A 14,019-nucleotide genomic window follows, 5' to 3' on the forward strand; every position below is an offset into this window, starting at 1 on the left:
ACGAAATCGGGCAAGGCTTCGGACCACGATTGTGAATACCGCTCGCCGTGCAGCAATTCTTGCCATTGGCGTACCATACCTAAATGCTCATTGTTCAATACAACAATCTTAACAGGTACTTTATGCTGAAAAATAACACCCAATTCTTGAATGGTCATTTGATAGCCACCATCACCTATGATAGCAACCACTTCCCTATCCATAGCACCCATTTTGGCACCAATAGCAGCTGGTAATGCGAAGCCCATAGTTCCTAATCCGCCAGAAGTAATATTACTTTTAGACTGAGAGAATTTGGCATATCTACAAGCAATCATTTGGTGCTGACCTACATCAGAAACTATAACCGCTTTATTATTAGATGCTAAATTTATTTCTTCGATCACCTCACCCATGGTCAAACCAGCTTTGGTTGGGTGAATATCATTTTTTATAATAGTATCAAACTCTATTTTATATTTCTCCTTAAAACCATTATGCCAAGCTTCATGCTTGTTCTCCTTTATCAATGGCAATAGAAGACCTAAAGTATCTTTTGAATTCCCTAGAACAGCCACATCTGCATGAACATTCTTATTTATTTCAGCAGGATCAATTTCAAAATGAATAACTTTAGCCTGCTTTGCATAATCTTCTAACCTACCCGTAACACGATCATCAAAACGCATACCTATGGCAATTAATAGATCACACTCATTGGTCATTAGGTTTGGTCCGTAATTACCGTGCATACCAACCATACCTACATTTAAAGGATGAGCCGTATCTAAAGCTGATGCACCCATAATAGTCCATGCAGCAGGAATGCCCGCCTTCTCGACCAAATCTTTCAATTCTTGTTCTGCCTGACCAAGAATTACACCTTGTCCCCAAACTATAAATGGTTTTTTAGCGCTATTGATCAAATCTGCAGCAGCTTCTATAGTACTCATTTTTGGTTTAGGTACCGGCTTATAACTTCTAACGGCAGTACATTTCTCGTATGCAAAATCGAACGCATCTATTTGTGCATTCTTAGTAATATCAACTAAAACCGGTCCAGGTCTACCAGATTTAGCAATATAGAAAGCTTTTGCCATTACCTCAGGAATTTCAGAAGCTTCGGTAATTTGATAGTTCCACTTCGTTACCGGAGTAGAGATACCAATAATATCAGTTTCTTGAAAAGCATCAGTACCTAACAGTTGCCTAGTAACCTGACCGGTAATACATACCATAGGGGTAGAATCTATCTGCGCATCTGCAAGACCTGTGACTAAATTGGTAGCACCAGGACCAGAAGTTGCGATAGCGACACCCACTTTTCCAGAAACACGAGCATACCCTTGCGCTGCATGCGTAGCACCCTGCTCATGTCTTGTAAGAATATGGGTCAACTTGTCCTGAAATTTATATAGCTCATCATAGACAGGCATAATTGCACCACCAGGGTAGCCATACATGGTTTCGACACCTTCAGCCAACAAACAATGAATTATTGCCTCTGCTCCAGAAATCTTTATAGTTTTCTTGCAATCTGTACCTTTTTTCTTCTCTTTTACTGTTTCCATAATTAATAATCAAATTCAAGTATTGTATATATGAGTTACAATAACCTGATATTAAAATCCGTCCAGTATTAATTAAAATCTAGTCGGTGTTATTTAAAATTCATCGGTAACACAACCCTTAGATGCCGAAGATACCATACGGGCGTACTTGTATAAACTTCCTCTTTTCACCTTTAATTCTGGTTGTTTCCAATTCTTCTTTCTTTCCGCTAATTGCTCATCCGTTAGATTAACCGAAATCTCGTTCTTCTCTGCATCAATGGTAATAATATCACCATCTTCCAACAAACCTATAGTACCACCATCTTGTGCTTCTGGTGCAACGTGACCTACGACAAAACCGTGTGTACCACCAGAGAAACGACCATCTGTAATCAACGCTACATCTTTACCAAGACCTGCACCCATTATGGCTGCTGTAGGTTTCAACATTTCTGGCATACCAGGACCACCTTTTGGACCTTCATAACGAATTACCACAACATCACCTTTTTTCACTTCACCTTTACCTATACCGGCATTGGCAAGAAATTCATCATTATATACTTTAGCTGGTCCTGAAAAATACAAACCTTCTTTACCCGTAATTTTTGCTACTGCACCTTCGGTTGCAAGATTACCGTAAAGAATACGCAAGTGACCTGTTGGTTTAATTGGATTACTCAATGGCTTAATAACCTGTTGATGTTCTAATAGCCCAGGAACCTCAGCCAAGTTCTCGGCAACTGTTTTACCGGTAACCGTTAAACAATCACCATGCAACATTCCATTGTCCAACATAAATTTCATAACAGCTGGTACACCACCTACGCGATGCACATCTTCCATTAAGAATTTTCCACTAGGCTTTAAATCTGCAAGAAACGGAGTAGTATCACTAATCTTCTGAAAATCATCTAATGTAAATTCAACATCTGCAGCCTTTGCGATCGCCAAGAAATGAAGAACCGCATTTGTAGACCCTCCTAAAAGTGTTAATAAGCGAATAGCATTCTCCATAGATTTACGGGTAATAATATCGCTAGGTTTAATATCCTTTTCTAAAAGAGTTCTTAAAGCTTTACCAGAATTTATAGCATCGTACTGCTTGTCTTTACCAATAGCAGGATTAGAAGAATTATAAGGCATTGCCATACCTAATGCCTCTATTGCCGAAGCCATAGTATTGGCAGTATACATACCACCACAAGCTCCTGCACCAGGACAAGCATTTTGTATTACACCTTTATAATCATCTTCATTCATTGTACCGGCAACCTTTTCGCCCCAAGCCTCAAAAGCCGATACTACATCTAATTTTTTATCCTTAAAACAACCCGAAGCAATTGTACCTCCATATACCAATACAGAAGGTCTATTTAAACGGATCATTGCCATAAGAGCCCCAGGCATATTCTTATCACAGCCTACAACAGTAACCAAACCATCATAATTCATTGCTTGTACTACAGTCTCCATAGAATCTGCAATAATATCTCTTGAAGGCAAAGAATAACGCATACCGTAGGTACCCATAGATATACCATCACTTACACCAATAGTATTGAATACGAGACCAACCAAACCTGTACCGTTGACACCAACTTTGACCTCTTGTGCCAAATCATTTAAATGCATATTACAAGGGTTACCCTCATAACCTGTACTACCAATACCAATTAATGGTTTTTTTAAATCTTCTTCTGTTAAACCAATTGCATGTAGCATTGCTTGTGCCGCTGGCTGTGTTGGATCCTGGGTTACATTCTTACTATGTTTGTTCAACTCCATAATATAATTCTCGTATGCTTATCTTGATTTCTTAAATAGTACTAAACCAAAGATAAAAGTTTATAAAAATTTCAATTTTTAACTATAATTGACAATACAAATTCATTTTATCAAAAAATCACATAAACAACTAATTATCAATAATTTAAATAGTCAATTTATATCATATTCAATACTTCAAAACTATCCTGTTTTATTATAGCATCATAAAAAAAACCTGCATCAACTAATTCTGATACAGGTTTTTCTATAAAATGAAAAGCTATATCACCCCTACATAGGAATGACAATGACTAGTTCAATATTTAATTTTGATATTATCATACTACAATAGTACTTAAAAAATAGGTCATAAATAACAGCTTAACAAAATCAGTGCAAAAAATAATAAATTATATCAATTTAAAACTTACAGAATCTCCACCTTTCTTTTGTGCCAATATGCAAATAGCCTTATCGGTTAACTGAACCGCTCTGGGGTAGCCACCTGTGGTTTGACCGTCTTTCATCAATACAATCAGCTTACCTGCAGGTGTCAGTTGTACCGTACCAGGTATAGTTGCAGAAGTAAGCATTGAAAAAGTATGCGGCTGTATAGTTTCGCTTAGTTGATAAGCCATTCTATTGTTCTCATGTGCAACGGTAAATGTTCTAGAGAAAATTTCTTCTAACTGCTTATCGGTCAGTATATCAAATTCTGGCGCCTTATTTACTTCTAGAACAGAATCATTTAAAAATGAAGCTACCTTAATCTCAGATATTTTAGGTTGAAAATCTTGCTGAACAGAAAAAGACACGGCATCATTATCTGTTAATCTATTATATTTTGTTATCGGTTGATAGAAAGACCTACTACCTAGAACTTCTTCAGAAGCAAATCCGCCTTTCACGGCTAAGTACGCTCTAAAACCTTTTTCTAACTTACCGAAAGATAGAATATCTCCTTTCTCTATCGTATATACCTTATAATTTTGAATTGGTAGGTTATTTAGCGTAGCTAACATTTTTGCTCCGCCAAGTGTAATATATGTTTCTTTTTCAAAGATTAGCGTTGGTCCTGTCATGGTAATTTCTAAAACAGCGGCAGATTCTTCATTCTCAAGTAAAGAATTTATCTTAAAAACCGAAATCTCATCCATAACTCCTGAAACCGGTACACCTTTATTTCTATAATGAAATCTACCTGCATCTTGTATGGTCGTGTAAAAACCCGCTTTTAGAACTTTAAGCATCTATCTTAATTTTTTCAGGTTTATAAATTCCTACTTCAGCCTCTATTTTACGAAGGTCATATTCAGCTTTTGATATTCTATAAAATTCGATTTTATCACCAACACTCACAAAACACGGATTCTCTTTGGTTGCATCAAAAATTGGCACCGCGCAATTACCTATAATATTCCAACCACCAGGTGACTCTTGCGGATAAATACCTGCTTGTTTTCCTGCTATACCAACAGCACCTTTTATTACTTTAGGTCTTGGAGTAGCTTTTCTTGGTAATTCTAATTCCTTATCAATACCACCTAGATACATGAAGCCGGGCAAAAAGCCAATACCAAAAACGGTATATGTAGCTCCCGTATGCATAGCAATAATTTCTTCTTTTGTTTTATGAAGCTGATTTGCCACTTCCTCTAAATCAAGACCGAACTCCAAATCATACGAAACAGGTAATCGCCATAAGTACCTATCTGGCTTTGGTGACTCTTTTAATTGTATGTACCACTTATATATGTCAGAGGATAATTTTTGAAAATCAAGTTGTTTTGTTCTGTTTATAATTAAAAGAGAATTATAAGAAGGTACTAGCTCCCACGCTTTATCCGTAAACACTTCTTTGGTCAAAAACCTTTCGAAATGTAAAATTTTTTCTAATATAATTTCACTGACCTCATTTGGCCATTCTATTAAGACAGAATGAGCACCAAATGGTTTAATATTTATTTTAGGGGAATTCACGATTTTACTTGTAGATTATGATGTGGCAATTCATTTGAAAGATACGCCAAAATTTGCAATGCAGTGGGAGTATCTCCATGAATACAATAGGTATCAGCCTTAATATTTGCATTCTTGCCTGTTATGGTTTTTACAACCTTATCATTATACATGCATAAAATATGATTTAAGACCTCTTCACCAGACGTAATCAAGGCGTCTTTCTCTTTTCTTGACACCAAACTTAAATCATCATTATAATTTCTATCTGCGAAAGCTTCTACTAAAACTTTGAATCCAATATTAGTTGCCAGTTTGTGAATGACACTATTAAAAGGAACATATAATAAAGCACTATTTTTATAAGGTGCGATTGCAGATAAAAAGGTTTCTGCCAAATGCTCATTTTTAGCTATGTCATTGTATAAAGCACCATGAGGTTTTATATGATGCAATGGTATATTCATTTTTTCTCGAACAGATTCAAATAATTCTAACTGTGTTTGAATACTACTAATAAGCTCATCATTCGGAATTAACATACTTACCCGTCCAAAATTTTGGCTATCGGGATATGACGGATGCGCACCAACCTTAACTTGATGTTTCTTTGCCAGTTCTAAACAAATTTGAATAATCTCTTTTGAACCTGCATGACCACCGCAAGCAATATTACAAGAACTTATCATTGGAAACAGGTCTTTTTCATTACCAACACCCTCCCCTACGTCACAATTAATATCTATAAATCTTTTCACCATCTATAATATACCTAAAACGGTTAAAATACTTTTAGCTCCCAATAAAATGGAAAGAAGAATAATTAGTCCGCCAAAAATATTCTGCAACATAGAATTCTTATATTTCCCCATCACTCCCGCTCTGTTTACAACCCACAATAAGAAGACAGCAATAACAGGTAGTAACAATCCATTTGTTATCTGAGCAAATTTGATAATCTCAATAGGTTTAATTCCAAAGGACAGAAAGAAAACACCAAGCCCTAAAATAACCATCCAAATCATTCTAAACTTAGCATCCTTAAACTCAGCTTTCCAACCAAAGCAGCTATTTGCAACATAAGCTGCAGCCAAAGGTGCCGTAATTGCCGAAGTAATACCTGCAGCACACATTCCAATACCTAAAAAATATAAAGCAGCAGAACCGTATAATGGTTCTAAAGCTTTTGCCATATCTATTACATTATTAACTTCATGAGAATTAATAGCCGCAGCAGAAATAATAATACTCACAGAAACCAGCCCCCCTAATATAATAGACACCAAAGTATCTCTTTTAGCCAATTGCAGGTCATCTTTAGATTTCCATTTCTCACTGACCAAGGCAGCATGTAAAAAGAGGTTATATGGAACAACGGTTGTACCAACCAAAGCTATTATGGTAAGAATACCTTTTTCAGGAATTGTAGGTACAAAAAGACCTTTTAATAGTTGCCAAACATCTGGCTTGGTCAATATAGCTGTCATGACAAAAGATAAACTCATGATAAGCACCAGTACTATAAATACTTTCTCTAGTGCCTTATAACTGCCTAGATATAATAGGAGAAAAGCAAGACCACCTAATATAAAAGGGTATAAATTACTGTATTCCATACCAAACAAGGCTTCCATACCTAATGTAGCACCACCAATATTACCCGCTTCATAAGAAGCATTACCTATTATAATGGCAGAAAAGATGAGAGCGATGACACTATTACGAATCCAAGGATTATGCAACTCTTGCTTAATTACATCTGCCAAACCCTTTTGTGTTACTATACCTAGACGTGCAGACATTTCTTGAAGAATAAAGGTTGCTATTATAGATAACAACATAGCCCACAATAAACTAAACCCAAAATCAACTCCTGCCAGGGTACATGCCGTAACCGTTCCCGGACCAATGAACGCAGCAGCTACCAATACTCCCGGACCTAATTTCTTAAACATCTTGTAAATTTATAGTTCTTGTAAATATAATTGGTAAATATGACTTTGCTCACCTTACTCAAAATCATTTTCACCACAATTTTAACATTTCAAATTGCCGTTAATCTAAAAAAATGCAGTTCGTCTAAAACTTGGATGTCATTCATCGAGGTTTCATAATAATCAAAAAAGAACAAGGTTATAGCTATCCCCAAACCTTAAATTTAACCTATTAATGATTTGTTTAGAATGTAAGAAAGAACTCGGTTATTTAGATCACAAAAATGCAATGGAAAGTGCAGGTGTAGAGCTTTGTGCCAAACACCACGAACGAATTAAATTATTGATAAATAAACACAATACACCATTAGAAGCCATACAGCTTTATTATGCTCTTAAAGAAGCAGGTGTAAGTTCTATGTTAGAATGGTGGGATGGTAAAAAGTCTATTGACATTGCCATTTCTCGTGCAAAACTCAATATTGAAATTGATTCTGAATATGAAAAGCTAACAGAACATGAGGCTATAAATAATTTAGAAGAAGCAATGCACTCATTTAAAAATGGTTTTACTACCATTAGAATTCCGCACATTGTAGTACGCTATTATTTAAATGAAACCGTAAATAATATTATTGGAATAATGGAAGGCTTAAAAGCCAACATTAAAGTTATTAACTAAAAACTAGATATGGAAAATTCTAAAAAAGCATTTAGAAACCCCATTAGGGCTGCAATAGCAACTCTTTTAATTGGTATGGTTATGCGAATACTTCATTATCCTTTTTCTGAAGGAATAATTTTTGTTTCCTTTGCGGCGATACTAATATTATATATAGTTCGCTTTGCAAAAAAGGAAGAAAAAAAGTCAGTTGATTTAATTAAAATGGCTTTGGTACTTTTTTGGACCTCTAACGGAATATTGACAATTTTAGACTTTACCCATACTTTGTTTTTTCAAATTGGTACCGCATTTACATTTATTGCTTGGTTTGCAATGGAAGGCACTTCATACTTCATTTCCAAAGACGGAAACGTAAATAATAGTATAACTGAAATTATTTGGAATTTTGTAATGGTTATAGGCGTGATTACACTAATCTGCGGTGGGATTATGCATTTACTTACCTGGGATTATTCTATCCCTGTACTTACACTTGGTTTAACCATTGTAACCAGTTACATACTTAAAGATATTTTTACAGCACCTAAAAATAACGAAGACGATATTAACAATGAAGAGTTATATTCTTAAAAGAATACTACTCTTTTATATAAACAGCAATACCCCAACCAACCCTCTCAAGTTGGTGAACAGTTTTGAATGGTTTTTGAAAAATCATTACCATTCAATTCTTGTTCAATTAAATATTAGACATTTTTCGTCGCAAATTCTAAGTAGTTCAATCTAACCAACCAAAGTTTAATTATCGAGAATTTCAATATAGAGATTAAATAAGCTTTTAAAGATTACCCCAACCACCCCTCTCTATCCAGACTTCTGTATTGAATGGCCTCTGAAATATGGTTGCCATCTAAATTATCAGCACCACCAAGGTCAGCTATAGTTCTTGCTACTTTTAAAATTCTATCGTATGCCCTAGCGGAAAGGTTCAATCTTTCCATCGCATTTTTCAACAAGGCTTTAGACTTATCATCTAATTTACAATGTTCACGAATTTGTTTGGTATTCATCTGAGCATTGTAATGCACATTTTCCATACCCTCAAATCTTGCGGTCTGTAATTCTCGTGCTGCTGTCACTCGCTTTCTAATGTCTACACTACTCTCCCCTTTTCGTTCTTCTGATAATTTTTCGAACGGCACAGGAGTTACCTCTATATGAATATCTATTCGATCCAATAAAGGACCTGATATCTTACTTAAATACCGCTGCATTTCGGCAGGTGATGAAGTTACGGGAGCATCTGGGTCATTGAAATATCCGCCCGGACTTGGGTTCATACTTGCCACCAACATAAAACTACTTGGGTAGGTAACGGTAAAGCGGGCACGAGAAATGGTTACCTCTCTATCTTCTAAAGGTTGGCGCATTACCTCTAATACACCACGTTTAAATTCCGGCAATTCATCTAAGAACAGAACGCCGTTATGAGAAAGGGATATTTCTCCCGGTTGTGGGTATGCACCGCCTCCTACAAGGGCGACATCTGAAATTGTGTGATGGGGACTTCTAAAAGGCCTCTGACTCATTAACCCCATATTCTTAATCTTACCGACCACGCTATGAATTTTTGTGGTTTCTAAAGCCTCATGCATGGTCATTGGCGGCAAAATTGAAGGCAACCTTTTCGCAAGCATAGTTTTACCGGCACCCGGCGGACCAATTAGGATTATATTATGACCACCAGCAGCTGCAATCTCCATGCAACGCTTAATACTTTCTTGCCCTTTTACATCTGAAAAATCAAATTCTGGAAAATCAAGATTTTTATAAAACTCTTCTCTAGTATCTATGATGGTTTGCTCAAGTGGAGTGCCTTGATCAAAGAAATCTAAAACCTGTTTTATATTTTCAACTCCGTATACTTTTAAATCTCCAACAATTGCCGCTTCTTTAGCATTGGCAGTTGGTAGTATAAAACCTGTAAATCCTTCTTCTTGTGCTTTAATAGCAATTGGTAAAGCTCCTTTTATAGGCTGCAAGCTACCATCTAAAGACAGTTCGCCCATGATGATATACTTATCTATATTCTCTGATTTTATTTGACTAGATGCCGCTAATATGCCTATGGCCAAGGTAAGATCATAAGCAGAACCTTCTTTACGAAGATCTGCAGGAGCCATATTTATAGTGATTTTTTTACCCGGAATTTTATATCCGTTATTCTGTAGTGCGGCGGCTATTCTGTAGTTACTCTCTTTAATAGCATTATCTGGTAACCCTACTAAATGATAACCAATTCCTTTATCAATATTTACCTCTACAATTATCGTAGTAGCCTCTACGCCAAATACTGCACTCCCATAAACTTTTGTAAGCATTTTTAATCCTTTGGCTTAAATGTAAGGATTTCTTTACTCTTTTGAATTTCATTCTTATTCATCATCATTTTACGAAACTTCCCGTTCACATACATTTCAGCTTGATCTCTGTAGTGTTTACTAAACGGATTACCAGATTGCCCGGTAGGTAGAATACTAATACTGTTCTCTACATCAGAAAAATCTACAAGCCTTCTCGTAGAAGGTCCTGAAGTAGTTTTGTAGAAACCAGTTTCGTCATATGAGAATGCCAAATTATTAATCACTTCCCTTGTACCATTTACAGGAAAGGGACCTACATTAAAAAAGGAGCGTAATGCCGCTATTTGACCAATAGGATGAGGATGCTCAAGACTATGCACCCTTTCCCATCGCCAATAATTCATGTTATTACCAAAATCTTTTTCTAATGAAGCTACTGCATCCATGAAAGATTTGTTTACAATATCTGCCATGCTTTCTTGAATATCGGCTGTACTTACATCATCTAACCATACAGATTCTTCATCTTTAGATAGCGGCGCAATTAATCGTTTTACAAAATGGGTATTTATAAACTGACTGAACAACTCTTCATCTAATTCATCTTTAAACGTATTTTCTAAAAAGTAATACACCCATCTATTATAAATAGTTGCATCTATTGAAGATAACTCGTAATCCCCTGTCCACATTTTTAGACTATCAATAGCTTTTAATCCGCTTTCACTCAATATTGAGACATCGATATACTTAGATAAGTTTGTCACAATTTCAGGGTCTACAGATGAAATAACATCGGTAATCATGTCACTTGCCGAATCTAAATTCCAATCATTTTTAGGCTCTAACAACTGCACTATACGTTTACCTCTATTTTCAGGTAAATAGTACCCTGGGTAAAGCATACCAGCTATTGAGTCAGGCTGATTATTCGCAGAATACACATAGTTACTTGGAGGATTAATAGCTTGAGGATTTTCCTTAAAGGGTATAAATTCTTTTTCTACCGGTAGCCCTTCGCCTACTTCAAAAATCAACTTCGTATTTACAGAATCAGGAATGTTATAAAGCTGTGCCGTAGCAAACCATGCCACATTACCCTCATTATCGCCATACATTATATTTAAGCCAGGTGCATGAATTTTTGGTAAGGCTTTCTTGAACTCTGTAAGATTATTAGAATGACTTAAACCGAATAGCGCATCTATAACTCTATTTTCTACCTGAGTATATAGCCAAGACATTGCAATAGGTCTTTCGCCCTGTACTTGATCGGCTATTCCATTTAAAATTGGTCCGTGATTAGATTTTTTATAGGTAAACTCCACATCAGAAGAATCTTTTACCTTAAAAGTCTTCGTGATGATTTCATAGTCTACATATCCGCTTTCAGATAAATATTGATCTTCGTTATCTGGATTATTCTCTTCATAATAAAAATCTACATCATCATTCTCGAACATGGTTAGACCATATGCAACCTTCCTATTATGTCCTAAAAGCGGAAATGGTATACCAGCAATATGATACCCATATTTAGAATATGATGGTGTTTCTATATGAGCTTCAAACCAAACCGAAGGCTGAGCAAAACCTATATGAGGATCATTGGCAAAAATGACTTTACCATTCTTAGTTTTTTCAGGTGCTATCACCCAACTATTACTTCCTTCGAATAAAGGAATATCCAAAGCTCCTAAAGCTTTGTTTACTGAAGCAGTAAGATTATTTTGAATAGTGTCTGATAAAGTAGGGTTATAGTTCTTAATCCATTCCGTATCAACGCTAGAACCTACATGCAAGTCATTTAAATATTCAGGTCCTAATTTGGCATTTATAGTAGTAAGGAGAGGATCTGTTTTATGAGCCATAGCGAAACTAAAAGCCATATAACCAATAGTATTATAAACGTCTTCCAATACAAACTCTTTCTTATCTATACCTGTTAGATAAAATTCTACCGGTGTGGGTCCTTCTTTTATAAATTGATTGATGCCGTCTAAGTAAGCTTTAGCCAAAATAACACCATCATCACTCTCATCTGCATTATGTGCTGTCACTTTAGAGGCATCTGCAATACCTAGAGATAAAAAGAATTTATCAGTACCTATTAAATCCGCACCAAATACTTCTGACAGACCACCACTAGCAATTCTTCTAAGAAGTTCCATTTGCCAAAGACGATCTTGAGCATGAACATAACCTAAAGTTCTAAAGGCATCTTTTTCATTCTCTCCATAAATATGAGGAATACCATACTCATCGTAGTAGACATTTACTTCTTGCTCAAGGTCTGCAAGTTCTTTTTCACCGGAATAATCTGGCTTTAGAGTGTACGCAAATAGTCCGACAACAATAATCAGAAGGGTAACAATAACCAATAGGAAAGCTCCTATTTTTTTTAGTATTTTCATAGTTCTGTTTGGGGGAATTGCCCCAAGTTAAAACTATTTTTTACATTAAACACTTCGTAGCCCTGCTTTTTATTGACAAATAGTCAACATCATACAAAACTATATACTATTCATTATTACGCAATCCTTCTAATAACCAGTTTTTATAGGTAGGTATATCTGTATTTTGAATAGATGTGTTCAACACTTTTAAATCTGGCGAAAGCAACACGTAAAATGGTTGGGAAATAGAACCAAAATTTACATCTTGAAAAGTACCCCACTTTTGGGCAATGTTATTTATTTCTTTAACGCGACCACTATCAAACTGAAAATTAAATTGTTCATCTTCTGGCAGATCCTCCCTATCATCAGTATATAATGAGATAAGTACATAATTCTCTTTTATAATCGGAAAAACTTCAGAATCGCTCCATACATTTTCTTCCATCTTTCTACAGTTTACACATGCCCAACCTGTAAAATCTAAAAGTATTGGTTTGTTTACTTTTTTTGCATAAGCCAAACCTTCGTCAAAATCTTTGTAACAATCAATGCCTAACGGACAATCGCTTTCTTGCTCAAAAATGCTATAAAATTCAGGAGGAGGAAATCCGCTTAACAATTTCAAATTGGTGATATTGGTAACTCCTAAGATCATATAAACAGTAAATGCAGCACTTACAAAAGCAGCTACTTTTCTACTAAGCGATAGCTTTTTTATTGGTCCATCATGCGGAAACTTGTATAACCCAAACAAGTATAAAGTCATTGCTAAACCTAGCACTATCCAAATACCTAAAAATACCTCGCGCTTTAAAATACCCCAATGCCCAACTAAATCTGCATTAGATAAGAATTTTAAAGCTAAACCTATTTCCAAAAAGCCTAACACTACTTTTACAGTGGTCATCCATCCACCAGATTTTGGCAATGAATTTAACCATGCCGGGAATAAGGCGAACAAAGCAAAAGGCAATGCCAATGCTACACCAAAACCGGTCATACCAGCAGTAAGATTAGAAGCAACTTCACCTTCTGCCAAGGTTGTACCACCAAGCAACCCTCCTAGGATAGGTCCTGTACAAGAAAAAGATACAATAGCCAATGTGACAGCCATAAAAAAGATACCTAAAACACCACCTACCTTTGTAGATGCGTCATCCATCTTATTTGCCCAAGAGCTTGGCAACGTTAGCTCATAATAGCCAAAAAAGGAAAAAGCAAAAAATAAGAATATTACAAAGAACAATAAGTTTAACCAAACGTTGGTCGCAATAGAATTTAGAATTTGAGAATCTACCGAATCAAACAAATGAAAAGGTAGACTTAGTAAAAAGTAAATAAGAATTATAAAGAAACCATATAACAACGCGTTAATGATTCCTTTAGATTTTTTCTGCGAGTGCTTGGTAAAAAAAGAAACCGTTAAAGGTATCATTG

11 protein-coding genes are annotated in these 14,019 nt (G+C 35.7%); 2 read left to right on the forward strand and 9 right to left on the reverse strand.

What is annotated here, in order from left to right:
* The 6 genes from ilvB to ABJI11_RS15080 form a co-directional block, all read right to left on the reverse strand.
* On the reverse strand, window positions 1-1,550 hold a 1,550-nt coding region (ilvB, locus tag ABJI11_RS15055; protein WP_348353940.1), incomplete at its 3' end, for a biosynthetic-type acetolactate synthase large subunit.
* A gap of 93 nt (window positions 1,551-1,643) precedes the next feature.
* Window positions 1,644-3,320 carry a dihydroxy-acid dehydratase gene (gene ilvD, locus ABJI11_RS15060; protein ID WP_348353943.1) on the reverse strand — a complete coding sequence of 559 codons (1,677 nt, stop codon included), beginning with the start codon at window positions 3,318-3,320 and terminating at the stop codon, window positions 1,644-1,646.
* Window positions 3,321-3,712: 392 nt separating this feature from the next.
* Entirely contained in the window at window positions 3,713-4,552 is an 840-nt protein-coding gene (locus ABJI11_RS15065) for a biotin-dependent carboxyltransferase family protein (protein ID WP_348353945.1), read from the reverse strand.
* Window positions 4,545-5,282, reverse strand: a complete 738-nt coding sequence (gene pxpB, locus ABJI11_RS15070; protein ID WP_348353948.1) for a 5-oxoprolinase subunit PxpB — start codon at window positions 5,280-5,282, stop codon at window positions 4,545-4,547. Before pxpB ends, ABJI11_RS15065 begins: the two co-directional genes overlap by 8 nt.
* Window positions 5,279-6,022 (reverse strand): 5-oxoprolinase subunit PxpA, encoded by a 744-nt coding sequence (gene pxpA, locus ABJI11_RS15075; RefSeq protein ID WP_348353951.1) that lies wholly within the window; start codon window positions 6,020-6,022, stop codon window positions 5,279-5,281. The genes pxpB and pxpA overlap by 4 nt, the downstream gene beginning before the upstream one ends.
* On the reverse strand, window positions 6,023-7,216 hold the full coding sequence (locus ABJI11_RS15080) for an Nramp family divalent metal transporter (RefSeq protein ID WP_348353954.1): 1,194 nt from the start codon (window positions 7,214-7,216) through the stop codon (window positions 6,023-6,025). It abuts the gene before it with no gap.
* A 214-nt stretch (window positions 7,217-7,430) separates the two neighbouring features.
* On the opposite strand from ABJI11_RS15080, the gene ABJI11_RS15085 reads away from it, so the two are divergent.
* Both ABJI11_RS15085 and ABJI11_RS15090 read left to right on the forward strand, forming a co-directional pair.
* A complete protein-coding gene (locus ABJI11_RS15085) occupies window positions 7,431-7,877 on the forward strand; it encodes a hypothetical protein (protein ID WP_348353957.1) in 447 nt (148 codons plus the stop codon).
* Window positions 7,878-7,886: 9 nt separating this feature from the next.
* Window positions 7,887-8,450, forward strand: coding sequence for a hypothetical protein (locus ABJI11_RS15090; RefSeq protein WP_348353960.1), 564 nt, complete (start codon window positions 7,887-7,889; stop codon window positions 8,448-8,450).
* A gap of 215 nt (window positions 8,451-8,665) precedes the next feature.
* On the opposite strand, the gene ABJI11_RS15095 is transcribed toward ABJI11_RS15090, so the two are convergent.
* The 3 genes from ABJI11_RS15095 to ABJI11_RS15105 form a co-directional block, all read right to left on the reverse strand.
* Window positions 8,666-10,201 (reverse strand): YifB family Mg chelatase-like AAA ATPase, encoded by a 1,536-nt coding sequence (locus ABJI11_RS15095; RefSeq protein ID WP_348353963.1) that lies wholly within the window; start codon window positions 10,199-10,201, stop codon window positions 8,666-8,668.
* Window positions 10,202-10,203: 2 nt separating this feature from the next.
* The gene (locus tag ABJI11_RS15100; RefSeq protein ID WP_348353966.1) at window positions 10,204-12,597 is read right to left on the reverse strand and encodes a penicillin acylase family protein; all 2,394 of its coding nucleotides are present in this window, start codon (window positions 12,595-12,597) and stop codon (window positions 10,204-10,206) included.
* Window positions 12,598-12,703: 106 nt separating this feature from the next.
* A partial coding sequence (locus ABJI11_RS15105) for a thioredoxin family protein (RefSeq protein WP_348353969.1) occupies window positions 12,704-14,019 on the reverse strand: 1,316 nt, incomplete at its 5' end.

Source organism: Maribacter sp. (assembly GCF_039968975.1).
GTDB lineage: Bacteria > Bacteroidota > Bacteroidia > Flavobacteriales > Flavobacteriaceae > Maribacter.

What these genes read in the sequence shown, in the direction of transcription:
- ilvD (WP_348353943.1), bottom strand. Translation starts at nt 3,320, where the DNA reads ATGGAGTTGAACAAACATAGTAAGAATGTAACCCAGGATCCAACACAG.
- pxpA (WP_348353951.1), bottom strand. Translation starts at nt 6,022, where the DNA reads ATGGTGAAAAGATTTATAGATATTAATTGTGACGTAGGGGAGGGTGTT.
- ABJI11_RS15100 (WP_348353966.1), bottom strand. Translation starts at nt 12,597, where the DNA reads ATGAAAATACTAAAAAAAATAGGAGCTTTCCTATTGGTTATTGTTACC.
- ABJI11_RS15095 (WP_348353963.1), bottom strand. Translation starts at nt 10,201, where the DNA reads ATGCTTACAAAAGTTTATGGGAGTGCAGTATTTGGCGTAGAGGCTACT.
- ABJI11_RS15080 (WP_348353954.1), bottom strand. Translation starts at nt 7,216, where the DNA reads ATGTTTAAGAAATTAGGTCCGGGAGTATTGGTAGCTGCTGCGTTCATT.
- ABJI11_RS15085 (WP_348353957.1), top strand. Translation starts at nt 7,431, where the DNA reads ATGATTTGTTTAGAATGTAAGAAAGAACTCGGTTATTTAGATCACAAA.
- ABJI11_RS15065 (WP_348353945.1), bottom strand. Translation starts at nt 4,552, where the DNA reads ATGCTTAAAGTTCTAAAAGCGGGTTTTTACACGACCATACAAGATGCA.
- ABJI11_RS15090 (WP_348353960.1), top strand. Translation starts at nt 7,887, where the DNA reads ATGGAAAATTCTAAAAAAGCATTTAGAAACCCCATTAGGGCTGCAATA.